Annotated in this window: 19 protein-coding genes and 1 tRNA gene; 10 read left to right on the forward strand and 10 right to left on the reverse strand. The window is 59.7% G+C overall.

Annotated elements, in window-relative coordinates:
- Positions 1 to 59: 59 nt before the first annotated feature.
- A complete protein-coding gene (locus Enr13x_RS22105; protein ID WP_145389055.1) occupies positions 60 to 284 on the reverse strand; it encodes a hypothetical protein in 225 nt (74 codons plus the stop codon).
- Positions 281 to 2038, reverse strand: a complete 1758-nt coding sequence (locus Enr13x_RS22110; protein ID WP_145389056.1) for a TolC family protein — start codon at positions 2036 to 2038, stop codon at positions 281 to 283. The genes Enr13x_RS22105 and Enr13x_RS22110 overlap by 4 nt, the downstream gene beginning before the upstream one ends.
- Before the next feature lie 465 nt (positions 2039 to 2503).
- On the opposite strand from Enr13x_RS22110, the gene Enr13x_RS22115 reads away from it, so the two are divergent.
- From Enr13x_RS22115 to Enr13x_RS22125, 3 genes are all read left to right on the forward strand, one after another.
- Positions 2504 to 3325 carry a DUF6690 family protein gene (locus Enr13x_RS22115; protein WP_145389057.1) on the forward strand — a complete coding sequence of 274 codons (822 nt, stop codon included), beginning with the start codon at positions 2504 to 2506 and terminating at the stop codon, positions 3323 to 3325.
- A 208-nt stretch (positions 3326 to 3533) separates the two neighbouring features.
- Positions 3534 to 5141, forward strand: coding sequence for an AI-2E family transporter (locus Enr13x_RS22120; RefSeq protein ID WP_145389058.1), 1608 nt, complete (start codon positions 3534 to 3536; stop codon positions 5139 to 5141).
- Positions 5142 to 5215: 74 nt separating this feature from the next.
- Positions 5216 to 6736: a carboxypeptidase M32 gene (locus Enr13x_RS22125; protein WP_145389059.1), complete on the forward strand. Its 1521-nt coding sequence runs from the start codon at positions 5216 to 5218 to the stop codon at positions 6734 to 6736.
- 240 nt (positions 6737 to 6976) lie between these two features.
- On the opposite strand, the gene rlmN is transcribed toward Enr13x_RS22125, so the two are convergent.
- The gene (gene rlmN / locus Enr13x_RS22130; protein ID WP_390621112.1) at positions 6977 to 8077 is read right to left on the reverse strand and encodes a 23S rRNA (adenine(2503)-C(2))-methyltransferase RlmN; all 1101 of its coding nucleotides are present in this window, start codon (positions 8075 to 8077) and stop codon (positions 6977 to 6979) included.
- A 100-nt stretch (positions 8078 to 8177) separates the two neighbouring features.
- On the opposite strand from rlmN, the gene Enr13x_RS22135 reads away from it, so the two are divergent.
- The 3 genes from Enr13x_RS22135 (at position 8178) to Enr13x_RS22145 (ending at position 11371) form a co-directional block, all read left to right on the forward strand.
- A complete protein-coding gene (locus Enr13x_RS22135; RefSeq protein WP_145389061.1) occupies positions 8178 to 9365 on the forward strand; it encodes a M20/M25/M40 family metallo-hydrolase in 1188 nt (395 codons plus the stop codon).
- Positions 9362 to 9607: a (2Fe-2S)-binding protein gene (locus Enr13x_RS22140; protein WP_145389062.1), complete on the forward strand. Its 246-nt coding sequence runs from the start codon at positions 9362 to 9364 to the stop codon at positions 9605 to 9607. The genes Enr13x_RS22135 and Enr13x_RS22140 overlap by 4 nt, the downstream gene beginning before the upstream one ends.
- Before the next feature lie 339 nt (positions 9608 to 9946).
- Positions 9947 to 11371, forward strand: coding sequence for an arylsulfatase (locus tag Enr13x_RS22145; RefSeq protein WP_145389063.1), 1425 nt, complete (start codon positions 9947 to 9949; stop codon positions 11369 to 11371).
- A 361-nt stretch (positions 11372 to 11732) separates the two neighbouring features.
- Here Enr13x_RS22145 and Enr13x_RS22150 read toward each other — a convergent pair whose 3' ends face one another.
- Both Enr13x_RS22150 and Enr13x_RS22155 read right to left on the reverse strand, forming a co-directional pair.
- Positions 11733 to 13031: a hypothetical protein gene (locus tag Enr13x_RS22150; RefSeq protein ID WP_145389064.1), complete on the reverse strand. Its 1299-nt coding sequence runs from the start codon at positions 13029 to 13031 to the stop codon at positions 11733 to 11735.
- A gap of 100 nt (positions 13032 to 13131) precedes the next feature.
- A tRNA-Cys gene (locus Enr13x_RS22155) sits at positions 13132 to 13202 on the reverse strand.
- A 625-nt stretch (positions 13203 to 13827) separates the two neighbouring features.
- On the opposite strand from Enr13x_RS22155, the gene Enr13x_RS22160 reads away from it, so the two are divergent.
- The 3 genes from Enr13x_RS22160 (at position 13828) to Enr13x_RS22170 (ending at position 17112) form a co-directional block, all read left to right on the forward strand.
- Positions 13828 to 15096 carry a tagaturonate epimerase family protein gene (locus Enr13x_RS22160; protein WP_145389065.1) on the forward strand — a complete coding sequence of 423 codons (1269 nt, stop codon included), beginning with the start codon at positions 13828 to 13830 and terminating at the stop codon, positions 15094 to 15096.
- Between the two features lie 355 nt (positions 15097 to 15451).
- Entirely contained in the window at positions 15452 to 16909 is a 1458-nt protein-coding gene (locus Enr13x_RS22165; protein ID WP_145389066.1) for a YeiH family protein, read from the forward strand.
- Positions 16906 to 17112, forward strand: coding sequence for a hypothetical protein (locus tag Enr13x_RS22170; RefSeq protein ID WP_145389067.1), 207 nt, complete (start codon positions 16906 to 16908; stop codon positions 17110 to 17112). Before Enr13x_RS22165 ends, Enr13x_RS22170 begins: the two co-directional genes overlap by 4 nt.
- Positions 17113 to 17398: 286 nt before the next feature.
- Here Enr13x_RS22170 and acs read toward each other — a convergent pair whose 3' ends face one another.
- Positions 17399 to 19354, reverse strand: a complete 1956-nt coding sequence (gene acs / locus Enr13x_RS22175) for an acetate--CoA ligase (RefSeq protein WP_145389068.1) — start codon at positions 19352 to 19354, stop codon at positions 17399 to 17401.
- Positions 19355 to 19481: 127 nt separating this feature from the next.
- Between acs and rsgA the strand changes: the two genes are divergently transcribed.
- Complete coding sequence (gene rsgA / locus Enr13x_RS22180; RefSeq protein ID WP_145389069.1) at positions 19482 to 20630, forward strand: ribosome small subunit-dependent GTPase A; 1149 nt, start codon at positions 19482 to 19484, stop codon at positions 20628 to 20630.
- Between the two features lie 341 nt (positions 20631 to 20971).
- Here the strand turns inward: rsgA and Enr13x_RS22185 are convergent, their stop codons facing one another.
- From Enr13x_RS22185 to Enr13x_RS22200, 4 genes are all read right to left on the reverse strand, one after another.
- A complete protein-coding gene (locus Enr13x_RS22185) occupies positions 20972 to 21946 on the reverse strand; it encodes an NADPH:quinone reductase (RefSeq protein ID WP_145389070.1) in 975 nt (324 codons plus the stop codon).
- A gap of 21 nt (positions 21947 to 21967) precedes the next feature.
- Positions 21968 to 22885, reverse strand: a complete 918-nt coding sequence (locus Enr13x_RS22190; RefSeq protein ID WP_145389071.1) for an NAD(P)-dependent oxidoreductase — start codon at positions 22883 to 22885, stop codon at positions 21968 to 21970.
- 114 nt (positions 22886 to 22999) lie between these two features.
- Positions 23000 to 24205 carry an ABC transporter permease gene (locus Enr13x_RS22195; RefSeq protein WP_145389072.1) on the reverse strand — a complete coding sequence of 402 codons (1206 nt, stop codon included), beginning with the start codon at positions 24203 to 24205 and terminating at the stop codon, positions 23000 to 23002.
- A 7-nt stretch (positions 24206 to 24212) separates the two neighbouring features.
- Complete coding sequence (locus Enr13x_RS22200; protein ID WP_145389073.1) at positions 24213 to 25181, reverse strand: ABC transporter ATP-binding protein; 969 nt, start codon at positions 25179 to 25181, stop codon at positions 24213 to 24215.
- Positions 25182 to 25304 lie beyond the last annotated feature (123 nt).

A 25304-nucleotide genomic window follows, 5' to 3' on the forward strand; every position in this document is an offset into this window, starting at 1 on the left:
CCGAGGGCCCATCCGTCGTTGGATGAATCTACTGATTCATCGATTGAGGGACAGAGCAATCACGGTACTGCTTTCGAATTTTCTTTAACGTTTTTTTGTTGCGCAATGGTTTCGATGACATTGGCAATTTGACAGTGTTCACATTGGTCGCGCGTGACACCGTTCTCGTTGCGGGCGTCCGCACCGGAGTACGTGATACCCACACACAACGACGCGAAAGTTTTCGCGGCAGTGTTCGCGGCAGGGCGCGAGCCCTCATCAATCACAGAAGAAAGATCGTTCACGGCGAAGCCGGCGGGGGTTCGTTTCCATCCGATCCGGACTCGGCGATCAGCAGCACGTCGCTGGCGCGGAGCAAGGTCCCCTTTTCCAAGTGCACGTTCTTGGTCGCAATCGTGTATTCGACCAGTGCGGCATAGAACCGTGACTGCGATTCACTGACACGCCGTTGGGCATCAAGTAGTTGATCAAAATTGATCGGCATACCGGCCTGTTGAGACGTTTCCAATGCGGCCAAGGCATCGCTGGCGGCAAGGTATCGGTTGCGATTGGTTTCGACTTGCGCGTAAGCCCGGTCACATTCGGCCACCATCGACGTCAAGTCATGAATGATTTGACGCTGTTGTTCAGACAAGATCGCCCGTTCGCGGGCCACTTGTAATTTCGCATGCCGAACCGCCAAATGGCCTTGCCGAAATCCCACCGGCAACTTCAGCTCCAGACTGGCTTCGTATTCCTGCAGGTCGAACGAGGTCAAATCGGAGATCGCGGAATCACTTCCGCCCAGGTTTTTGTCGAGACCGCGAAGTCGATACAGCGTGACAAAATCCAGTGACGGCATCAGAAAATTCTTGGCCGCCAACAGTTCCATTTCGCGTTGTTTGATTTTCAATCGTTGTTGCTGCAATTCACTTCGCAGCAAGACGGCTTCGGTGGAAATGGATTGCCAGTCAAAGTCGATTCTTGCGATCGAAGGATCGTCGCTCGGCCGAAGCAACGTTCCGTCACTGATCGGCAACCCCAGAATCAGCCGCAACCGCCGCTCAGCCGCCTGCACGCCACCGACTCCCGCGAACGCTCCCCCGGTGGACGAATTGCCGTTCTGAGTCCGCATCGACGGCTTTCCGGCGACGGCGTCTTGGTACTCGCTACGAAATCGGTAGTACTGCTCCCGCGCCAACGCTTCGGCCGCCCCCGATTGACGATTACTCGATTTCTGGGCCGCGTAGCTCTTCCAGGTTTGTTCACTACGCAACATCGCATCGCGTTTCGCGTCGGCATCGCGATAGGCAAAGTACAAATCCCAATACGCGTTGATCACGTTGCTGACGTAATCACGAACGCCCTGTTCGAACTTGGCCGACGTGATTTCGCTGTTGACCTTGGCGATCAACACGCCGTTGTAAACACCCGGTGCGGCAGCAGGGCCCGCGATGCGATTGAATTGCAGACCGCCGCCTTGCAGCAGTGGCTGTCTGGCTTCGGCATGCAGCTGGGTTTGCCAGGCGCTGTCGGTCAGATTGCCTGTCGCATTGTTGGCGTCGTAGTCGGTGACGCTTCGCACAGAAAACTGGGCTCCCGTTGGCGTCCGCTTGCTCAACTGAAACACGTAGTCATGCGTGTCTTGCTTGAACGCGTTGGCACCGCCACCGAAGAAACGGTTGTTGAATCGGCGATCATTGTTCTGCCATTTCCCGAGGGCATAGAACTGGGCGTCGAAGGCACTCAGGGCCGCTTCGACACTCTCTTGCGGATCCAACCGTTGCAGAGATTCGCTGTATTCGGATTGCACCTGGCCGGGAACCCGCAACACGCCGGCGCCCAGGTCTCGCAGCACGCTGCGGTTTTCCAATGCGATGGCCAAAGCGTCTGGAAGTGAGATCTCGCGCATCGGCGATGATTCGAGTTGCTCGGCCGAGCGCAACGTCAATGGAGCCGGGACGTCATCAACCGTCGCGACCAGGGCCGCTGAATGAGGTTCGATTTGACAGACCAAGGCGTCAACACAATCGGTCCGCTGACCGATCGTCTCGGCCATGCTGTGATACCGATGGCACCCGAGGTTGGGCGAGGTGAAAAACAACCCCAGACAAACGCATCCCCATTGCCGCACGCGCAGCCAACAAGTCCCAGCCCCATTGATGGCTGAGTGACGGTTGGCGTCGGATGGAATCGGTGGGTGCGGCAAGAGGGTGAATCACCAACGGAATGGATTTGGACTACAAAGTCGCGTCAATCCGCAAACTTGCTCGAGGCGTCGCTTTCGTCAGTTATCGAACACCCCGCCGAGATTCCTGAGCCGAAACAGCGTGTTTCGATTGATCGCCACCAACTTTGCAGATCCGCACCAAGGGCCGGAGCGTGAAACCGAGTTTCACACCCCGCGGTGCTACGATCGCTAGAGTCATCGTGACCCCCAAGGATTGCGGCTCCGAGAAGAATGCCCTGTCCGCGTTCCGATAAAAAGCGTTGTGTAGACACTGGAACAAACGGGACATTGATCATGCCATCGCTCCGCCTAAAACTCACCGCCCTGCTCGCCGCTGCCGCCGTCGGCCCGTATGTCGCGACGGAGACCGAGATGGGGCGTCAGACGATGTCCACGGTCGGCTCGCTCTTCGACGGTGCATCGTCGGCCGTCGACGAATTGTCGGGTCTCGCGCCCGGTATCTCGACCAACGAAGAGGTCCGAACCAGCGGCTACGCCAACCATTCACATTATGAAGTCGAAAAGCTGCGGCAAGTCCGTGCGGATCGCTATCGCTATGATTCCGAACTGGCGCGAAAGCTGGGCGCCATACCGGAGGACCCCGACGCGGAGCCGACGCTGAGTGGTTATCAGGTCAAAGACCTCCGCGAAGTGATGCGATTCGATATCGGCCCCGAATGGGTCGTCAATCGATTCTCACGTGTCAGCACGGTGTTGGCGGATTTGAATTTAAAAGGCTTGCGTGTTCCGGTGGTGACCGGCATCAGGGCCGACGACGTGGCCGGAACGCTGACGTTCTATTTCGACTATTCCGATCGTTTGCAACGCTTGACGTTCCACGGATTCACCGGTGACCCGAGGCGTTTTTCCGAAACGATGACGGGCTACTACGGATTGCAACGCGAACCGGCATTGGAAGCCGGTGCCTTTACCAAGCGTTGGAACGGACGGCCGGTGCATTTCATGCGTCTGACGCACGCACCGGTGGTCTACAGCGACGCGATCCACCAGAAATACACGGTGTTCCTGGAATTGAACCAACCCGACTTGGCATACGGGATTAGCGCCGAAGCGCGCAGGATCGTGATTTCAGACCGCCAGACCGGTCGCTGGTAACCGGCGCCCCGCCGGTCGAGTGCACCACCGGGTGCGCAGGCGAACTGCGACACATGGCTCGAAGCGTCACCCTGACCGATCCCTACATTTTAGCCATCATTTGGCGCCTTCCGGCTCGCCATCTGAGCCTGTCCGGTAGCACCGCGCTGGTGCCGGATCCTATCATGCGTCCAGACCGATTTTTCAGCCACCCCGGGGCACCGTTGCCGTGAATTCAGAACCCTCCGAAAATTCCGATGACGCCCCCCGTGATCGAGACGAGACATCGTCAACCGAGTCCGCGGACGCCCAACCCCCTTCCGGTCCCGAGCCCGTCGGCGGTGCGGCAACCGACGCCCACGCGGCACCGCCCGGAGACGAGTCAACGCCACGGACGGCCTTGGAAAAACTGCCGTCCCTGGCGCGGATCACCTCGGTGATCATGTTGATCGCGGGAATCCTGGTTGTCGGATTACTGTTCTACAAGGTCATGGTGGGATTCTTCATTCCACTGTTTATGGCCGCGGCGTTGGTCGTCATCTTCCGACCGGTCAACGAGTGGATTCTGAAGAAACTGAACGGCCGACGACGCACCGCAGCCGTTGCGACGACGTCGGTGATTCTGGCGATCGTGTTGATGCCGATCGTCTTGCTCTTAACCGTGGCCATCGGGCAATTGACGGGGTTGGTCAGCCGAACGGACTTGGACGATTTGAAAGCGGCATTTGAGCGAGGCCGAACCCGGCTGGGGCTTGAACTTCAACACGCCGACCGGTTCCGCCGACTCGACGATCTGGCCGGCATGCTGGACCAGATCGACGAGCCTGATTTGGTCCGAGCACAGATCAAAGAGTCAAAGGAGCTGATCACCTTTCTGGATCAAGAAGTGGTCGGCGCCGCCCCGACGGGTGAAACCGGCGAACTTGCGCAAGTCCACTTGAATGAACTCAGCCAGGTCGTCTCGCAGTTGGAAACGATTCAAGAATCAGAAGACACGGCCGAACGCATCGCCGTCGAAGAACGTTTTCATCGTGGATCCGTGGTCGCATCGGCGTCGATTCACTCCTGGATGAATGCCAAATTGGGTGGATCCTTTCGAACCGAAGTCAAACTGTTGACCAATCCGAGTGAAAAGGACTTGGCCGCGGCGATCCGCGCGGCAAGGGAGTACTTGCAGCCACGCTTCGTCAAACTGTCCGGGGTGACGGGAAAAGTCGTCGCGCAAATCGCCATCGGCATGTTGATCATGGTGATCTCCATTTACTTCTTCTTCGTCGACGGGCCGGCGATGGTCCACACGCTGATGCGGCTCAGTCCACTCGACGACTCCTATGAACTGCGACTGCTGGGCGAGTTTGAAAAGACCAGTCGTGCGGTCGTGTTGGCCAGCATCTTGAGCGCACTGGTGCAGGGACTGCTCGCCGCGATCGCATTCTTCTTTTGCGGATTCGAATCATTCATCCTGCTGTTCATGGTCACCACCGTGATGGCCCTGATTCCGTTTTTGGGCGCCGCATCGGTCTGGGTGCCCTGCGCCATCTACCTGGCTGCAGTCGACCAACGCTACGGAGCGGCAATCTTTTTGGCCATCTATGGCGCCGCGATTGTTTCCTCGATCGACAACGTGATCAAAGCCTATGTGTTGCACGGTCACTCCGAATTGCATCCACTGGTCGCGCTGCTGAGCGTGCTGGGAGGCGTCCCCGTGTTCGGCCCGATCGGAATCCTGATCGGCCCGATGGTCGTCGTGTTCCTGCAAACCCTGCTCGAAATCCTCAACCACGAACTCGAACTCCGCGAGGCCCCCGAGCAAGACGCCGTCGCGCCGGGCGGATAGATTTCAGATTTGAGATTTCAGGTTTTCTTGTCACCCATTTTCTTGTCTTCGTTTCCCATTTTCCTGCCGTCCCGATGCCCCTGAACGAATCCCAATTCCAATCCGTCTGCTCCACCGCTCGCCGCGCCGCGATCTTCCATTCCGCCGCCGATGCGTTGGAGTGGGATGAGCGGACGGGCATGCCGATTGCGGCCGGTGAGTACCGCGCCGAGCAAGTCAGCACGCTCCGCTCCTCGGCGCACCAACTGCGTACCGATGCCCACTATGGCGACGCGTTGCAGGAATTGCTCCAGCACAGTGGCGACCTGGATCCACATTCCGACCAGGCCGCCACGATCCGATCGCTGCACCGCGATTTTGTCCGCGACCAAAAACTCCCCCTCGACTTGGTCACCCGCTTGAGCGTCGCGACGGTGCGGGGACAACAGACATGGGATGACGCCCGCAAACGAGATTCTTTCGCCGCCTTTGAGCCCGCGCTGACCGAAATCATCGCACTCAAACGGGAAGCCGGTTCCCGAATGGCCGAAGGAACCTCGCGCAGCGTCTATGAAGCGTTGCTGGACGAATATGAACCGGATGCAAAGGTCGATGAACTGAACCCCGTCTTCAGCGACCTGAAACAGCAGTTGAGCGAATTGATCGTCGCGGTGACCGACTCGCCGCAACAGCCGAACGTCGAGCCGCTTCAACGCAGTTTTCCGATCCCGTCACAGCGGGCCTTCAGCCGTGACGTGGCCGAGTGGGTCGGGTTTGATTTTGCTCGCGGCCGCTTGGATGAAACCAGCCACCCGTTCTGCACGACGTTGGGGCCCAATGATTGCCGCATTCTGACACGTTACGAAGAACACTGGCTTCCCAGCGGGCTGTTCGGCACGTTGCACGAAGCCGGTCACGGCATGTACGAACAGGGATTGCGAAACGATTGGTTCGGTTTGCCACCGGGCAGCTATGTGTCGCTGGGCATCCACGAGTCCCAATCGCGTTTGTGGGAGAACCAGGTCGGGCGAAGCCGGCCGTTTTGGGATTGGCTGTACCCCAAAGCGCAGCAAACGTTTTCGGGGCAACTGGGCGGAACCGAGTTGGAGGATGTTTATTTCGCGATCAACCAGGTGCGACCGAGTCTGATTCGTGTGGAGGCCGATGAGGCGACGTACAACCTGCACATTTTGATTCGATTCGAACTGGAACAGGCATTGATCAACGAAGAGCTCTCGATCAGCGACCTGCCGGAAGCTTGGAATCAACAGTACCAGCAGTGCCTGGGCATCACGCCGCCGTCGGACGCCGATGGCGTGTTGCAGGATGTCCATTGGAGTGCGGGATTGTTCGGGTACTTTCCGACGTACACGCTCGGCAACTTGGCCGCGGCGCAATTGTTCGACGCCGCCGCTGAATCGTTGGGCGATCTGGACGGGATGATGTCACGCGGAGAGTTCGCGCCATTGCTGGAATGGTTGCGAGACAACGTGCACCGGCACGGGCGAAATCACAGCGGCAGCGAGTTGATCACCGCCGCGACGGGCAAGCCACTCTCATCGGATCACCTGATGCGTTACCTGGAAAACAAGCTGCGACCGTTGTACGGGATCTGAATCCGTTTTTCGTACTTCGTCGGACGCGTCGTCGGCCAGTGGCGCGTGCCCCCGGCGCCAAGCGGGGTGTCTATTGTTAGCGGCAGGGCGCGAGCCCTCCGGTCTTTCACGGTGTTTTTGAAGCGCGACCGGACGGCTCGCGCCGTTCCGCTAACTCCTTCAGCGCCAATGTAGATGGCATTGCGTGCAGAGATCATCACCACGCGCCGGTCGCTCACGCGTCCCGCTGAAATCTGGTTTTCAGTGCGGCTTCCGATTGCGTCGCAGCTGTCCGCAGGCGGCGTCGATTTCGTCGCCTTTGCGTTGCCGAAACATGACGTTGACGCCCGCCGATTCCAGGATCTGGCGGAACTCCGCGATCGCTCGTTGACTGGGCGTCTGGTACGGCAACCCTTCGACGGGGTTGTAGGGAATGACGTTCAGCAACACCGTGCGATGCCGCAGCAATTGCGCCAATTCTCGCGCGTGTTCCGCAGCGTCGTTGACGCCGCCCAACAAAACGTACTCGAACGTCAGCCGGCGTCCGCTGGCGGCAAAGTAGCGATCGGCGGCAGCCAGGACGGCATCGATTCCGATCTTTTCGTTCACCGGGACGAGCTCGCTGCGCAGTGCCTCGTTCGGTGCGTGCAGACTGACGGCCAGGTTGTAGGGCACGCCGTTGTTGGCCAACCGATCGATCGCCGGTGGCAAGCCGACGGTGCTGATCGTGATCCGTCGCGGGCTGATCCCCAATCCGTCGGGCGACTTTGCCGTCTCCAACGCGCCGAGCACGCGATCCAAATTCGCCAGCGGTTCCCCCATGCCCATCATCACGATGTGACTCAACCGTTCCTCCGGTTCCAAACGGGCCTGCAGTCGAAGCATTTGTTCGACGATCTCGCCTTGGGTCAAATTGCGATCGACCCCGTCGAGCCCGCTGGCGCAAAACACACACCCCATCGCGCAACCGACCTGGCTGCTGACACAGATGCTGCGTCGATGACCGTCGCGCAACAGCACGCATTCCACTTCTCCACCATCGGCCAATCGCACGAGCAATTTGTCGGTGCCGTCACGGCTGGTTTGTACCGCCGCTTCGTCGGATCGATAAATCACAAACTCCGCCGCCAACTGCTCGCGGAGCGTTTTGGGCAGGTCGCTCATCGCGTCAAACTCGCGCGCCCGTTTTTCATAGATCCAACCAAACACCTGCTTGGCACGGAACTTGGGTTGGCCGTGTTCGATCAGCCATCGCTGGAAATCGGCAAACGACAGATCCAGCAGGTGCGCGCGGCCGTCCCGCGGCGGGGGCTCGTTCGGGCTGGATTCGGTTTGGATGACGGGAAGATTCACGCAGACCAACACGCGGTAAAAGGAGGCGAGGCACTCGACACGCCGACGGATCGAACCCTACGCTAATGGGAAAGCCGGCTTTCCGGAACGCCCTCAATTTAACCGCAAGATGAAAGAAATCGTAGTCAACGAAGCTGAAGCACTGGCCCGGTACCTCGATTTGACCTCAATCGAGGGCGGTAGCGGCAATGAACGCGACGTTGCCGACCGCATCGCCAAGACCTTGATTCAGGCCGGACTGGACGAATCAGCGATCCGCTACGACGGCGCCGAAACCCGGACCCGGATGAGAGGCAATTGCGGCAACCTGATCGTTCACCTGCCGGGCAGCGGCAGGGGCCCCCGGACGCTGCTTTCGGCACACATGGACACGGTCCCGATCTGTCTCGGCAGCAACCCCTTCGTCGAGGGGGACCGCGTTCACAGCCACGGCGGAACCGGGCTGGGGGCTGACGACCGGAGCGGCTGCGCGGCCATCCTGACCGCGGCGATCGAACGGCTGCGAAGGGGACGGTCCGATCTCGATCCCGCCGTGATCGCCTTTTTCATTCAAGAAGAAATCGGGCTGGAAGGGGCACGTCATCTGGACGCGTCGTTGGTCGGTCCCGTCGATCGGGCCTTCAATTTCGACGGCGGCGCGATCGAAAAGGTCACCGTCGGTGCGATCGGCGGCGAGCGGATGGAAATCGGTTTGACAGGCATCCCCGCGCACGCCGGAGCCGCCCCGGAACAGGGCGCCAGCGCGATCGTGATGGCCGCCAAAGCGATCGCCGACCTGGAATCCGACGGATGGCTCGGCCGGATCGAAAAAGAAGGACGCAGCGGGACGGCGAACGTCGGCGTCATCCAGGGGGGCGACGCCACCAACGTGGTCACACCCCACGTGACCTTGCGCGCCGAAGCACGCAGCCACGACCCCGAGTTCCGGTCAACCATCGTCGCCCAGATCCGCGCGGCGTTTGAAGCCGCCGCCGACTCGGTCAGCAATGTCGCAGGTCTCTGCGGCAAATGCGATTTCAAGTCGCGCGTCGATTACGAAGCCTTCTGTCTGGCCGACAACGACCCGTCCGTCGAAGCGCTCGAACAGGCACTGAAGGCCATCGGTCGCGAGCCCTACCGCCAAGTCGCCGGTGGAGGATTGGATGCGAACTGGTTGAAAGAGCACGGCATCCACGCCGTCACCGTCGGTTGCGGCCAAGAGAACATCCACACGGCCGACGAGCGATTGAACATCCCCGATTACCTGGCCGCGTGCCGCGTCGCGACCCTGTTGATCTGTCCGGCCGACGATTCATGAACGACGACCAACCGATTTGCCTGTGCTTCGGCGTTGCCAAGCGGAAAGTCATCCAGTTCATTCGCACCGAGCATCCCAAAACCGCGTCGCAACTTTCGGAGTGTTTCGGCGCCGGCACCGGTTGCGGTTGGTGCCGGCCGTACTTGGAACAGCTTTGGAAATCCGAGACGCCCGAATCCGAAGCCTTGCCCGACGCGGATCAATACGCGTTGGACCGCCAGAACTACCGCGACGAAAAGTAGGCAACGTACGGTTCGTCCATGCCATCGGCTTTCCGTTTGTCGGCGGCGCCCCCAATACCGCTCAGTGAAGGCCGATTGAGTGAGCCGCGGGCGCGTCAGCGGCCGGGCATTGTGGCGCCGCCCGAGGCCTTACGGCCGGCGGCTCAACGTTGACTCAGCTGATCCCACGGTTGGATCGATGGGCTTTATACTGCGGGTCTGCACTTCAAGCGGAAAAGGGGTCAGGTACCAAAAACCAAATGGCCCGCAGGGTGCTTCGCATTTTTGGTACCTGCCCCCTTTTCCGCGGCACCCTCCGTTTAAAATTGACGAAGCACTACCCGCCTTAACGTGACACCGATGCCCCTGCCCAAACTCCTCTGCAAATCGTTCCTCGTTTTTTCTGCGTTCGTCGCGTTCGCGTCATGCACCGCCATCGCCGCCGAAGATCGCCCCAACATCATCTACATCATGGTCGATGACTTGGGGTATGGCGATCTGGGAAGCTATGGCCAGAAAGAAGTCCAAACACCCCACTTGGACCGCATGGCGGCCGAAGGCATGCGTTTCACGGATCATTACGCCGGACACACGGTTTGCCGTCCGTCGCGTTTGGTGCTTTGGACGGGCCAACATGTCGGCCACACGGGGCTGACCGGTAATCGTGCGTTCTCATTGACCGGCAAAGAACAAACCGTCGCCAAGTTGCTGCAACAGGCCGGATACGCGACCGGTGGCGTCGGCAAATGGGCGCTCGGAAACGTCAACGAACCGGCGGAGATCGACAACGATGGCCACCCCAATCGAAACGGATTCGATTATTGGTACGGCTACATGAATCAAAGCAACGCCCACAACTACTATCCGCCGTTTCTATGGGAAAACGATCGCCAAGACCGCTTGCCCGGAAACGTCTTGATGGATGCTCCCGGTGCCCGCGGACGGGTCTCGAAACAGAAAGAAACGTACTCCCACGACAAGCTGACCGATGCGGCGCTGGATTTTATTCAACGCAACCATCGCAGCCCGTTTCTGTTGCACATCCACTGGACCATCCCGCATGCGAACAACGAAGGCGGACGCGTGTTGAAGGACGGCATGGAAGTCCCCGACTATGGCATCTACGCGGACCGCCAATGGCCGAACCCGGAAAAAGGGTTTGCGGCGATGATCACCCGCATGGACGCCGATGTCGGTCGCCTGTTCGAGTTGTTGAAGGATCTGTCGATCGATGACAACACGCTCGTGATTTTCACGTCTGACAATGGCCCCCACCGGGAAGGCAACCATGATCACGAGTTCTTTGATTCCAACGGCCCATTGAAGGGTTACAAACGTTCGATGCACGACGGAGGCATCCGCGTCCCGATGATCGCCCGCTGGCCCGGCAAAGTGGCCGCCGGAACACAATCCGATTTGCCGTCAGCGTTCTGGGATTTTCTCCCGACCGCGTGCGACGTTGCGGGTATCGAGCCGCCCGGTGACATCGATGGCATCTCCTATTTACCGACCTTGATCGGCAAGCCCGATTCCCAACCGAAACACGCGTACCTGTATTGGGCCAGCCAAGAGGGCGAGACGTCGATCGGTATCCGCCGCGGCCCCTGGAAATTGGTGCGTTACCGAAAAAACCGAAACGGCAACCCCGACTGGCGACTGTATGATCTGCGCCGCGACATCGGGGAGAGCGACGACATCGCCGCGGCGCATCCCGAACAGGTCCAGGAGATGCTGTCGCTGGTCGAACGCGACCGGCTGCCGCTGGAGACGCCAGCGAAACGCTGAGGGCCACCGCACTTGTTCCCCCGGCTCCGCCTGGGAACACACTGCCCCGGGGGCTCCGGCTCCCGTGAGAGTAAGGCGGGGGACTTCGATTCTTTTACTGCAGCATTCTGCAATCCATTTAGTCTCTCTCCCTCTGGGAGAGACGGCGTTTGCGCAGCAAGCAAACGCCAGAGAGGGCCGGCGGCTCGCGAAAGTCTTGACGACGTCCGCTACGATCAACTCCGCCACTTAGACAATTCATGCACCCCGCCTCGTGAGCACGCCGGCGAAGCCGGCAAGGGTGGCAAGCAGGATGCTTACCCCACTTTTCTTGTTCCCAGGCGACGCCTCGTAACGAGGGCGACCAAGCCGATGGAGGTCGCTACTTCGTCTCCAGCCGATGAATGAACTTGCCGGGCAGATCCGATTCGCGGACCACCGTCAGCTTCTTTTTCCCGGGCTCAAAAATCACGTATCTCGCCCGCGTCGGTGCGAGCAGGTTGATCGGCATTTCGTCGTTCTCGCGAAGCACCACGGCCAACTCCTCCGCGGTCACGCTGCGAAACGGATGGTTGGACATCGCCGTTTCCAACTCACTCCAGCTTCGCTTGGCCAGCGGATTGCGGCTGATGTTCGGCGGCGGCCACGTGATGTCGCGGTCCAGATTCGTCGGCTTGATGGCCAGTACCACATACGAATTCTCGCGGCGAGACGAAAACCATCTCAACACCTCTTCGTGATCCTCCGCGTTGCTCTCCAGCACCGCGGGGATTGCCCACGTGGTATCGACCAACGGATTCATGATCGAACGCATCGGCCGCCCGATGATGTAGGGAGCCAACGCGTCACACCAATCCCGACGCGTTTCGCAGTGCTGTTCCAAAACGATCAGTCGCACCAGATCACTGGTATCGCTCAGTCCGAACCGCAACCGCACATCGAACAGGTAACTCGGATTCAGCTCCGAGACGAAGCGTGCGTAGTTGGAGATCCAGGCATCGTCGACCGTGGCCAACGTCTGATCCCAGTTCATCGGTTCGGCCAAGCGAGCGAGTGTTTCGCGATAGATGCGTCGCACCCGTTTGTTCGTCCGCTCCAAGATCGCTTTTCCGAGCGCGGCGGGATCATCGGGATGCAGTTGCAGCAACGCTTTGTTTTCTTCGGCGTCTTCGATCATCTGAATCAAATCGTCCGGTTCGGGCACACCGACGCTGAAATGAAGCAGCCGATATTGCCCATCACAAATCGCCGTGATCGCCCGCGGCGGCAGAGTCCGTGTGACATCAGCGGTCAAATTGGCCGGCAACCCCGCGACGACGCGTTGGGCGATGCAGCGATCCTTGAGGTCGGGACGATTGACGAACAGTTTCTGGAACGAGCGTCGAAAATTTTGGCCGCACCAAACATCGGGTCCCCCGCCGAGACGGTTTTTGTCGGCCTTGTCCAGCTTGGCCTTGGTCCACGCGAACGGGTCCTCGTCGGTGACCAAAAACACGATCAGCTTGGACTGAATTTCGCTGGCCGAAAGCCCCGAAAAGGGTTCTCGAAACACGAGTCCATCGACCTCGGCAACGGCATCGACCTCGGCAACGGCTTGATCATCGACCGCTTCATCGGCAACGGCCACCGCGACGCCGAGAAAGAGCATGCCGGCTGTCCATCGGCAAATCGAATTCCACATGCGAGCACTCCGCGAGAGGGGTAGAGCCTCTCAATGTACCAGCTCGCACGGCGCCATTGCGTCAAATCAATCGGTCTCGAGAATCGGACCTCTCAAAGAGAGGCGACTAGCAGATTCGAACTGCTGTAGACGGATTTGCAATCCGCTGCCTAACCACTCGGCCAAGTCGCCTTCAACTGACGGAAAGAGTAAGAAAACTTTCCGCAACCGTCAAGAACTCCCGGATCCGTCCAGCCTGCCTTTCGCGACTGACTGGGAGAATCGTTCTTGTCGTGAAGTGAGGTATCGGACGCTTCTCACGCCCTCTTGAGAGACATCGGACGAATTCAAAAAGTTCGCCGGATTTGGGGCTTCTTTCCGCAGCGTGGCGTATCCGCCGCCACGGGGTCGCCGACGCATTGACCTGGCAAAAAAAACGACACGTCTCGCTCATCGCCACTCACTCCGATTGCGAAAATTCAGTCCCGCCCGACAGATTCAAAGAGATGCACGCAACCGATTGGCGTGGTTCTTCGCGATGCGATGGGCAGGAAGGCTGGTGGCGTTCAGCGAGAAGCGTCAAAAAATCCACGTTTTTTCCGTTCCCCAGCCTACTGCTGGCGGCTTCGTTTTGGTGTCGATCACCGATGCATTGTTGATGTTTCGCCAGAATTGGACCGTGATTTGCCACGCCGGCGCTTTCCCGCGGCCGGACCGCAACCGATCAGGTGCTTCAAGGATCCCAGATCCAACCGTAAGCTACCCCCCAAACACGAAACCACTCCCAAACATTCCCCTCCCTGTGGAATAGATTGCAATGACCAAGAAATGCACGACCCTCGGGCTTGAACCCAGCTTCGGATTCGGAGATCGCACCGGCCTCGCAACCCCCGGGCATGTCGCCGCGATGAAGCGTTGCGGCGCTGGAATCACGGCGATCTTCCCCCAGCAATCGATTCGCGAGATGACGCGAACCCAGCGAACGCCCGAAGGCGTGATGGCCGACGCGATGCAGGCGGCCGAAGCAGCCGGATGGGACGGGCCGATCGGAGCCGACGCCGACCACCTGAAAATTGATCAGGACGTCGACATCACCGCTGCGGCCGGGTTCACATTCTTCACGATCGATCCCTCCGACGATGTCGACCAAAAAGCCGATGACTATGACGAAGCAACGCTGCGAGAAAAGTTTTCGTCGGCCCGCGACACCGCGCCCTGGTTCGATTCGTATCTGGGCAAGTCGATCCAGCTGTCGACCGGATCGACGATCCAGCTGGACGAAGAGGCTTGCATGCGTGCGGCGGTCAAGTACGGCCCCGCGATCGCACGCGCCCTGAAACTCGGTGACTACATCCGACACGTCAACGAAACGGCCGGTCAAGATTACGAAATTGAACTCTCCGTCGACGAAACCGATCAGCCGACCACACTGCCGGAGCACTACATCATCGCCGACCAGTGCCTCAAGGGCGGCATGAAGCTGGTCAGTCTGGCACCGCGTTTTATCGGCGACTTCGAAAAAGGCGTCGATTTCAAAGGCGATTTGACGGCTCTGGAGGCTTCGCTGGCCGATCACGCGGCGGTGGCTGAACTGCTCGGACCTTACAAACTGAGCCTCCACTCCGGCAGCGACAAGGTTTCGATGTACGCCGCCTTGGCTCGCACCACGGCCGGCAAATTTCACGTCAAGACCGCCGGCACCAGCTACCTGGAAGCGCTCCGCGTGGTCGCACGCCATGATCCGGCTGCCTTCCGCGGCATCATCGATTTCTCACGCGATCGATACGAAACCGACAAGGCCACCTATCACGTCTCGGCAACACTCGCCGACGCCCCGACGACCGATCAAGCCGACGACCAAACGCTGGAAAGCGAGTACCTGGAAATGTGGGCGGACGTCCCCGCAGGAAAAGGGTTCACCAAACCCGGACGCCAGATCCTGCACTGCACCTTCGGATCCGTGTTGACCGACGCCAAGTGGGGTGCCGTCGTCCGCGATTGTCTGGTCGCACACCCGGACACGTACTGCGAAGTGCTCGACGATCACTTCGGACGACATCTCGACGCCCTGCGCAGCGGGATGTAGGGGCAGCGCACAACCGCTCCTCACGAAACTCTGCCAGGAGCATGGGGATCGAGACAACCTAAGTCACCCTCCCTGGCAGGGAGGGTCGAGCGCAGCGAGGGGAGGGTCGATCGGTGATCCTTCAGTGAGTCCGAGCCACACCGCACGCTCCCCGCGTCATCGTCAACTCTTAAGCAACGCACGGGAAATAAGTGGGATCCGACACTTATTTTCCGTTCGATCCTAAGTCACCGGTGCGTCAAGATGGTTTGGGACAAGTCAGCTACATCGCTTGCCCGCGTCATGATATTCTGTGGACCTCCCCAGCCAGTGACGGCTTTCCCACCGCAGCCTATCCCCCCGCGCCGATCCCCAGATGAGCAACCCAGACGACGCTCCCAGAGAAGCATCGAAATCAGACATCGTTGAACAGCCCCGGGTCAGTACCTGGGAACAGATGAAGACCACCGAAGATTGGTGGGCGATTTGGTGCGCGGGCTTGATCTTGGTGGTCGCCTTTGCCGCGGTCTGGCTTTCCGTCCCGGCAAACTCGTTCACCGCGATCGCCCAAGGTGAATCCGTTTCGATTTCCAGTCCACTGAAAAGCTGGTTGGCCAAACCGGGGAAATGGACGCAAAACCCCGTCGACGCGTTCTACGTCGCCGGCGACGAGGGCAAGGCTGCGACGACGACCTACCGGGGCGTGTTGGGCGCGTTTTTCATCATCGGCCTGTTGTTCACGCTGGCGATGAAGATGCGAAAGAAAAACGCGCTCGGATTCCTCAAAGCCTTTCCGATCGTTTTTCTATTGGCGACCGTCGCGTATGTGCTCGCCGGGCAAAGTGTGATCAAGGCATACAACCTGGAATACGCGTTGTGGGCGTTGCTGGTGGGGCTGGTGATCAGCAACACCATCGGCACGCCGCAGGGATGGAGACCGGCGATCATGACCGAATTTTTCATCAAAACCGGCTTGGTCTTGCTGGGCGCCGAAGTCTTGATGAGCCGCTTGATGGCGCTCGGGATCCCCGGAATCGGGGTCGCCTGGGTGGTCACACCGATCGTCTTGATCAGCACGTTTGTGTTCGGACAGAAGGTGTTGAAGATCCCTTCGAAATCGTTGAACATGGTGATCAGCGCCGACATGTCGGTGTGCGGTGTTTCCGCCGCGATCGCGACGGCCGCCTCGTGCAAGGCAAAGAAAGAAGAACTTTCGCTGGCGATCGGATTGTCGCTTTCTTTCACCGTCGTGATGATGATTGTGTTGCCCCTGGCGATCAAGGCGATGGGGTTGCCCAACGATGTCGGTGGAGCCTGGTTGGGCGGTACGATTGACGCGACCGGCGCGGTCGCGGTCGCCGGTGCGACCCTGGGCGAAGAAGCCCTGGAAGTCGCCGCGACGGTCAAGATGATTCAAAACATCCTGATCGGCGTGACCGCGTTTTGCGTCGCGGCCTACTGGGTCGCTTACGTCGAAAAACGCAGCGATGCGGCCAAACCCGGCATCGGCGAGATTTGGTATCGGTTCCCCAAATTTGTGCTCGGCTTCATCGGAGCGTCGATCCTGTTTTCGATCCTGCACGCCAACCTGACCGGCGGAAACCTGATGATCGAAGCGATGATCGGCGGATCGACGAAGACACTCCGCGGTTGGTTCTTTTGCCTAGCGTTTGTCTGCATCGGATTGGAAACCAATTTCAAACAACTGCTGCCCTACTTTCGCGGCGGCAAGCCGATGATTTTGTACGTCTGCGGTCAATCGTTGAACTTGCTGCTGACGCTGATCATGGCGTACCTGATGTTCGGCGTGCTGTTTGCAGAGACCGGCCAATGAGTCATCGACACCTGCGGTTGATGGCCGTGATCCTGGGCATGCTCGTCGTCTGGGGCGTCGTCTTGCCGCGATTAGCAACGACGCGAACGGTGCGCGAACGGACGCTGTGGTTGGAACAACACCAAATCGACCCGGCGGCGATGTACTACACCGAACTGCCACTGATGGATCGCATTCTCGCGAAAGAGCGATCGTTCCCTTGATCCATGTTCCCAGAGAAGTGGGGTAAGCATCCTGCTTGCCACCCGAGCCGGCTCCGCCGGCGTACCTAGGACCGTCGGAAGAATAAGTGGCGGGGATTGATTGTGGGATAGGCTTTTAGCCTGTCGTTTTCGCCATGACAGGCTGGAAGACTATCCCACTTATTCTGCCGACGGTCCTCATGTGGCAAAGCCACACACCGATCTCGGCCAACTGGCCGGAGCCTCCAGCACAGTGCGTTCCCAGGCGGAGCCTGGGAACGAGGAGCACGAGCCGCAGCCTCCGCCACTACTCTTCTTCGCGGAGCTGGGCCAGGACGGTGAAATCTTCCAGCGTGCTGGTGTCACCGGCGGCCTCGCGTCCGGCGGCGATGTCGCGGAGCAGACGCCGCATGATCTTTCCGCTCCGTGTCTTGGGGACCGATGCGGCGAAACGAATGTCGTCCGGTTGGGCGAGTGCGCCGATCTGCTTTCTCACATGGTTCCGCAGCTCCTGACGAAGCTCCTCGCCGGGGTTCGGGTCGGTTACGGTGACGAAGGCGGCGATCGCTTCGCCCTTGAGGTCATCGGGGCGGCCGACGACGGCGGCTTCGGCGACCGAGGGGTGACTGACCAGCGCGCTTTCAACTTCGATCGTGCTCAAGCGGTGACCCGAGACGTTGATCACGTCGTCGATGCGTCCCATGATCCAGTAGTAACCGTCCTTGTCGCGGCGGGCGTTGTCGCCGGTCAGGTATTCCCCTTTGAACGTGGCCCAGTAAGTACTCACAAACCGTTCGTCGTCCCCCCAAATGCCGCGCAACATTCCCGGCCAAGGCTGTTCGATACACAACTTGCCGCCGTGTTCCTCGTCGACCGATTGACCGTTCTCATCCAAAATCACCGGAACGACTCCGGGCAGCGGCTTGGTGCACGATCCGGGTTTGGTCGCCGTGATCCCCGGCAACGGGCTCATCATGATGCCGCCGGTTTCGGTTTGCCACCAGGTGTCGACGATCGGGCATTTTTCGCCGCCGATCTTTTTGTGGTACCACATCCAAGCTTCGGGATTGATGCCTTCACCCACGGTGCCCAGCAATCGCAAACTCGACAGATCGTGTTTTTCGACGTGCTGATCCCCCCATTTGATGAACGCACGGATCGCCGTCGGCGCGGTGTACAAAATGGTGACCTTGTACTTTTCGACCAGCTCCCAAAATCGGTCTTCCGCGGGATAGTTCGGGGCGCCCTCGTACATCAGACAACTTGCGCCCGCGGCCAACGGTCCGTAAACGATGTAACTGTGCCCGGTGATCCAACCGCAGTCCGCGGTGCACCAATAGATGTCGTCGTCACGATGGTCAAATACCCATTGGAACGTCCGTTTTGCCCACAGGTTGTAGCCGGCGGTCGTGTGACGAATGCCTTTGGGTTTTCCGGTGCTGCCGGAGGTGTACAAGATGAACAATGACGCTTCGCTGTCCATCGGCTCGGCCGGCAGGTCGCCGGTCTGTTTGTCGACGACATCGTGCCACCACACGTCCCGGCCTTCCCGCATCACGACTTCGTTGCCGGCCCGTTTCAACACCAGACAGGTTTGCACCGAGGGCGACTTTTCGAGCGCCTCGTCGACGGTCTCTTTCAGCGGCAACACTTTGCCACGTCGGTACAGCCCATCAGAGGTGATGACCATCTTGGCCTGGGCGTCCTGATTGCGGTCGGCGATCGATTCGGCGCTGAATCCGGCAAAGATGACCGAGTGGATGGCACCGATTCGGGCACAGGCCAACATCGCGATCGCCAATTCGGGCGTCATCGGCATGTAGATGCTGATGATGTCGCCCGACTGAATCCCCAGCTCGCGAAGCGCCGCTGCACATTTGCAGACCTCGGTCTTCAGTTCGCTGTACGTCAGCGTGCGTGTGTCGCCCGGTTCACCTTCCCAGATGATGGCCGGTCGATCCCCCAATCCGAGTTCGATGTTGCGATCGAGACAGTTGTAACTGGCGTTCGTTTTTCCGCCGACGAACCATTCGGCGTGGGGCGAATCCCACTTGCAGGTCTCGTCGAACGGCTCGAACCAATGCAGGTGCTCGAGGGCTTCTTGACGCCAAAATCCGTCGCGATCATCGCGCGCCCGCGCGTACAGTTCGTCATATTGTTCCGTCGTGCGAATCACCGCTTTTTCCGTGAATTCAGCAGGCGGGGGAAACAGACGGCTTTCGTCGAGAACGTGGTCGATTTGGCCAGAAGAAGATTCAGACATCCAACGCGTATCCGAAAAAGGTAGGAAAGTGGAGAGACGAATAGTCTAACCAACGGAAAACCACACCACCACACGGCATTGGTAGGGCGAACTGTGCTCGTTTGCCACTCGCTGCTACACTTCAGCAATGGCCAAAAAGAAACGAAAATCCAACCAGTCACGCGTCAGCTTTCGCAAGCGGCATCAGGGACGGGTGCGCGACAGCGACTTGACGCGACAGTTCCATGTCGGCGATACCGAATCGCTCGCCGATGCGATCAAAAACGAACGGGTCAGCGGAAAAGGCGACTTGACGCGCAAACGCACGGTCGTTGGCGTCCAGGCCAGTGCACCGGCGTCCGCGGATGATCCCCAGTCGCACGACTCGATGCTGATCGGCGGCCGCGTGCTCCGCGCCCACGGTCTCCGCAACACGATTCTGGCCGACGACGGGCGGACGTTTGAATGTTCGATTCGCCAAGTCCTCAAATCGCTCAGCATCGACGGTCGCGGAACCGTCGTCGCGGGCGACCGAATTCAGTTTCGTGCCGAATCGGAGACGACGGGCATGATCGAATTCGTCGCGCCACGTCACGGGATCATCAGCCGACAGAGTCGCGGCCAGCAACACATCATCGCCGCCAACGTGGACCACCTGTTGATCGTGACCAGCGCCGCCGAGCCGACGATCAAACCCGCCCTGATCGACCGATTCCTGCTGTCGGCCGAACAATGTGGTTTGAACCCGGTGGTGATCATCAATAAATGTGACCTCGTCGACCCCGCGGCGCTGCAGCCGATCCTGGGCGTGTACGCTTCGCTCGGCTATCGCGTCTTGTTGACCAGCGCCGATCGGGGAACCAACATCGATTACCTGAAAGAGCTTCTCAAGGGCAAACAGACGGCGCTGTCGGGACAAAGCGGCGTCGGCAAAAGCAGCCTGCTCAACGCCGTCGAGCCCGGGTTGGGGCTGGCCGTTTCGGAGGTCAGCAAAGACAACCAAAAAGGTCGGCACACGACGACCACCTCCACCCTGATACCGCTGCACGGCGAAAATGCCGGCTGGGTGTTCGACACGCCGGGCATTCGCCAATTTCAATTGTGGGACATCACCGCCGAAGAAGTCGCCGGGTTGATGCCCGACCTGCGGCCCCATGTCGGTGACTGTCGCTACGCCAACTGCCTGCACCTGAGCGAAGACGACTGCGCCGTCAAAGACGCCGTCGCCGACGGCCGCATCGACGCCCGACGCTATGATTCGTATTGCCACCTGCTCGAAGACGACTTGCTGCTGTAAAGCGTCGCGCACCGCTGGCGCGACAACCGAGTTATTCCCCTCGTTTCCTGGCTCTGCCTTACGCCGTGAACGAATTCGTTTCTGTTTTTGACGAGGTTGTAGCGGCAGGGCGCAAGCGGGCCGTTGGTATTGTGAGCCGTGGGCGCGTAAGCGGCCGGGCATTCAGGCGCCAGCCCGAGGCCTTACGGCCAGCGGCTCACCATTGGCTCGACCAATTCCACTCAATCGACAGCCCGCGAGCGCTCCGGCTTGCGCATTTTTGCCAACAGACCGTCGCGGCGGAGCCACCGACGCATCGCGTTCCAAGACGAAGCCTCGGAACGCGCTGTCGGGCTGGTCGCTCAGACGGTCAGGACGATCTTGCCGCCGACGTTCTCGGCTTCTTGCATACGATGCGCCTCGGCGGCTTCGGAAAGCGGAAGCGTCTGGGCGATGTTCGCTTTCAGTTTACCGCTCGCCATCCAGCGATTCATGTCTTCGGCACAACGGCGCATTTCCAGCGGTGTCGCCTTGAACATCGCAAACCCGTGCAACGAGCACTCTTTGACGTAGAACGGACCGACGGGAAATTCGGGCCTGGAATCGCGACCGGCCATCAACACCATGCGTCCTCGCGGAGCCATCAAGTCGATCGCTTCGTCGAAGTCCGGCATCCGGCGCGTCTCCCAAAATAAATTCACCCCCTTGGGCGCGATCGCCTTGACCCCTTCGGCGATCGATTGCGTCGAATAATTGATCACGTGGTCGGCGCCCAACTCCCGAGCGCGTTCACATTTGGCGTCCGAGCCGGCCGTCGTGATCACCGACGCGCCTGCCGCCTTGGCCAGTTGCACCACCATCGCGCCCACGCCACCGGTGCCGCCGATGACGAACACGGTCTCGCCCGGCTCGATCGCGGCACTGCGGAACAACCCCAAGTGCGCCGTCACGCCCACCAACGCATTGGCGGCCGCGGTCGCGAAGTCGACCGAGTCGGGCAGCGCAAAGCACCACGGGGCATCGACCGCGATCTGCTCGGCAAAGGTGCCCTGCCGGCCCAACAGCCCTTGATTGGTGCACCAAACGCGATCTCCGACCGAATGCGCTTCCACACCGTCGCCGACCGATTCGACGACGCCCGCGGCGTCACAGCCGGGGATGAAGGGTTGGGGCAGCTCGAACGCCACCAGACCGCTACGCACATAGGTATCGATCGGATTGACCGAGACGGCGTGGTTGCGAATCAGGATTTGTCCGGGCCCCGCCGTCGGCGGCTCCAGGTCACCAAATCGGATGACGTCCGGTGTGCCGGTCTGTGTGATGTACGCAGCTTTCATGGTGGAGACTTCGGTGGAACGTTAGCGGTTTTCGTTTTTCCAATCAAAACCGTTCAGCTTGGCCAGCGCCAGGATCAACGACTGAGTCCCGTCGCGGCGATGCCCTTGCGCAGCGACGGCATGATAGAGCTGGTAGCCGAGCGCCAGACCGGGCAGGGCGAGATTTCGCTTGGACGCTTCATCGAGAGCGATTTTCATGTCCTTCAAAAAATGCTCGACGAAGAATCCCGGATCAAAATCACCGTTGATCATTCGCGGCGCCAAATTGGACAGCGACCAGCTTCCCGCGGCGCCGGAAGAGACGCTTTTGAGCACCGTCGGAATGTCCAATCCGACTTTGTGGGCGTAGAGCAGACCTTCGCAGATCGCAATCATGCCGCTGGCGATCAGGGTTTGATTGACCATTTTGGTGTGCTGGCCCGACCCGGGTCCGCCTTGGTAGACGATGGTCTTGCCCATCAATTGAAACAGCGGGTCGATCCGCCGGACCGTCTCGGCATCTCCGCCGATCATGATCGAAAGCGCCGCGTTGCGGGCTCCCAGATCACCACCGCTGACGGGGGCATCGATCGCCTGAACCCCGATCGCCTTGGCCGCCTCTGCGATTTCGATCGCCAAGCTCGGATCGCTGGTCGTCATGTCGACTAACACCATCCCCTCGCGTGAACCCTCCAACACCCCACCCTCGCCGAGCATCACCTGCCGCACGTCGCTGGGAAAACCCACGATGGTGAACACGACGTCGCTGTTTTCGGCGACCGCTCGAGGTGAATCGACGGCCGTGGCGCCTTTGTCGACCAAGCCTTGCGTTTTCTCCGGAGAACGATTGTAAACCGTCGCCTGGTATCCCGCGTCGATCAGGTGGCCGCACATGCTGTGCCCCATCACTCCGGTGCCGATCCAACCGATCCTTGTTTTGCCGGGTTCAATAGCTGTCATTCTTCGTGGTTGATAAAAAGAGACTGTTCGGAACGAATGTGGGATGGGCTTTCGGCCTGACAGCGGTCGCAGCTTGACAGGTTGAATGCCTATCCCACTCGGCGGGCCGCCGGATCAATCGAATTCCCATCGTATCGCGAGCGCCCGAGCGACAAGTAGAAACCCTACCGCGGCAATCATCAACACGGCTAGCTGTGGCAGCAGCGCATCGGGAGGCAGATCACGCCAAAAAACTTTGTCGTAGCCATCCAGAGCCCACGCGTTGAAGGTCCACAGCCCCAATTCTCGCATCCGTTCGCTCATCACATACCGGGGAACCATCGACCCACCGAGCGCGCTCATGGTCAAAATCAAAATCACCGACAGCCCATTGAGCTGCCCCCGGGTCTTGCAAAGGGTGGCCAGGAACAGACCGAACGCGGCGGCGGCCGAGCTGGTCACCAGGGTCATCATCACAAAACCGTCCAGATGCCCCCGCAAGTCGATCCCGAAAACAAACTGTCCCCAGACGAACATCACACAAACCTGCACGAACCCCAGCGCGGTCAGGTAGAACCATTTGCCCAATAATAGTTGATCCATCGTTAATTCAGTCGACAACAATCGATCCAACGTCGTGTTCTCGCGTTCCTCCAGCAGAACCCCACCGCCACCGGTGGCACCGAACAACAAGAACATCACCGCGATTCCGGCGGCATACATGCTGACCACCGGGTTCGCCTTGTCCTCGCCGATGACGTCCACGATTTGCACCAGTTCGGACGGGTCCCACGTATCCGCTTGGGCGGCAGCATCCCGCCCGGCGGGTTGATCGGGCGGCGCCGCAGCATCGCCGAGTCGCGGGCGCCGTACCATCGTCCGTCGCGCCCTGGCCGCTTGACGCGTTTTGGCGATCACCAATTCTCGTCCCACCAACGCCGACACGACCTGTCCGGCCACCTGATCGGACGCGTCGGCAAGCAAATCCGATCGGATCGCGTCGCCGTCCCCCGACTTGAGCACGATGGCGATCGTCACGCCGCCATGTCGGACCATGTCCGAGGCGGCATCCAAGTCCAACGCACCGTCTTGCGAATCATCGTTCATCAAACGCAGGCCGGCACTGTTCCGTAACGATTCGACGATTGCGGTGCTGTCGGGCGATTGAATCTCGTCGACAATCACGACTTTCACCTTCGGCGTGGTGCCGCTGCCGATCCCGTTTCCGAAGATCAACGCGAACACGCTGAAGAACGCAATCGGGACCACGAACGTCAACAGAAGTTCGACCCGATTGTGCAGCAGCCGCCGAAGACTGAGTTGCATGATCGTCCAAATCACGAGCGTTCTAATCCCTCAGTTCGTTGCCGGTCAGATGCAGGAACACATGGTGCAACGAAGGCGCCTGCACCTCCATGTCAGACACCTGATAACCGTTGTTTTGCACCGCCTGTAAAAACGGCCCTAAATGGACCGTCACATCGTCGATCCGTGTTTCAATCAATTCGCGACCGGCCTGGCCGACGTGATAGGTGCGACGTTGCTCGCCGTTACCGGGCACCGTCAGCGGTACCGCCACCGGCGCGGTCAGCGGTCGATCTACCCGCACCCGGACCAACCGCGAATGCCCGACGGTGCTGAGCACCAATTCATCGATCGTCCCATCGGCGATCACACGGCCTTGATCCAAGATCACGATTCGATCGCTTCGTTGTTCCGCTTCGTCCAGATGGTGCGTCGTCAACAGAATCGACGCCCCTTCGTCATTCAATTGATCCAGCATCGTAAAGATCCGTTCGCGACTTTGTGGATCGACGCCCACGGTGGGCTCGTCCAACAGGATGATCTTGGGCCGGTGCAACACGCCGCAGGCTAAGTTGACGCGGCGTTTCATGCCGCCGGAAAACCCACCCACGAGATCCTTGGCGCGGTCGGCCAATCCCGTCCACTGCAGCGCCCAGTCGATTCGCTTTTTCAGCTCGCGACGCGGCACGCCGTGAAACTTGCCAAACGCCACCAGGTTCTCACGCGTCGTCAGGTCCCCGTAAAGTGCCAGATCTTGTGGAACCAACCCCAGTGCCTGGCGGGCTCCAATCGAATCGATCGGGTGACCGAACACCTTGATCGTCCCTGCGGTCGGGCGCGTTCGTCCGGCCAACGCTCGGATCAGCGTCGTTTTGCCGGCGCCGTTGGGCCCGAGAAAGGCCAGGCATTCGCCACGGCTGAGCTCAAACTCCACGCCACGCAACGCCTCCAAACGCCCATATTTTTTGCGCAGATTGACGATTTCCAGGGCGGGAGATTCGGCGTGGATCACGGCATTGGAATCAGACCAGGATTAAAAAGCCTCTGTCGGACGCCGAGTATGTCAAACCTTCCCGACCACGTCATCGTGAAAAGATCCGAAAAGAGACTCCATCCAAACCCCTCAAACTGCCTG

Source organism: Stieleria neptunia, from assembly GCF_007754155.1.
In the GTDB taxonomy this organism is placed as follows: domain Bacteria; phylum Planctomycetota; class Planctomycetia; order Pirellulales; family Pirellulaceae; genus Stieleria; species Stieleria neptunia.

What these genes read in the sequence shown, in the direction of transcription:
- Enr13x_RS22110 (WP_145389056.1), bottom strand. Translation starts at nt 2,038, where the DNA reads ATGGCCGAGACGATCGGTCAGCGGACCGATTGTGTTGACGCCTTGGTC.
- Enr13x_RS22115 (WP_145389057.1), top strand. Translation starts at nt 2,504, where the DNA reads ATGCCATCGCTCCGCCTAAAACTCACCGCCCTGCTCGCCGCTGCCGCC.
- Enr13x_RS22125 (WP_145389059.1), top strand. Translation starts at nt 5,216, where the DNA reads ATGCCCCTGAACGAATCCCAATTCCAATCCGTCTGCTCCACCGCTCGC.
- Enr13x_RS22135 (WP_145389061.1), top strand. Translation starts at nt 8,178, where the DNA reads ATGAAAGAAATCGTAGTCAACGAAGCTGAAGCACTGGCCCGGTACCTC.
- Enr13x_RS22140 (WP_145389062.1), top strand. Translation starts at nt 9,362, where the DNA reads ATGAACGACGACCAACCGATTTGCCTGTGCTTCGGCGTTGCCAAGCGG.
- Enr13x_RS22145 (WP_145389063.1), top strand. Translation starts at nt 9,947, where the DNA reads ATGCCCCTGCCCAAACTCCTCTGCAAATCGTTCCTCGTTTTTTCTGCG.
- Enr13x_RS22150 (WP_145389064.1), bottom strand. Translation starts at nt 13,031, where the DNA reads ATGTGGAATTCGATTTGCCGATGGACAGCCGGCATGCTCTTTCTCGGC.
- Enr13x_RS22160 (WP_145389065.1), top strand. Translation starts at nt 13,828, where the DNA reads ATGACCAAGAAATGCACGACCCTCGGGCTTGAACCCAGCTTCGGATTC.
- Enr13x_RS22165 (WP_145389066.1), top strand. Translation starts at nt 15,452, where the DNA reads ATGAGCAACCCAGACGACGCTCCCAGAGAAGCATCGAAATCAGACATC.
- Enr13x_RS22170 (WP_145389067.1), top strand. Translation starts at nt 16,906, where the DNA reads ATGAGTCATCGACACCTGCGGTTGATGGCCGTGATCCTGGGCATGCTC.
- acs (WP_145389068.1), bottom strand. Translation starts at nt 19,354, where the DNA reads ATGTCTGAATCTTCTTCTGGCCAAATCGACCACGTTCTCGACGAAAGC.
- rsgA (WP_145389069.1), top strand. Translation starts at nt 19,482, where the DNA reads ATGGCCAAAAAGAAACGAAAATCCAACCAGTCACGCGTCAGCTTTCGC.
- Enr13x_RS22185 (WP_145389070.1), bottom strand. Translation starts at nt 21,946, where the DNA reads ATGAAAGCTGCGTACATCACACAGACCGGCACACCGGACGTCATCCGA.
- Enr13x_RS22190 (WP_145389071.1), bottom strand. Translation starts at nt 22,885, where the DNA reads ATGACAGCTATTGAACCCGGCAAAACAAGGATCGGTTGGATCGGCACC.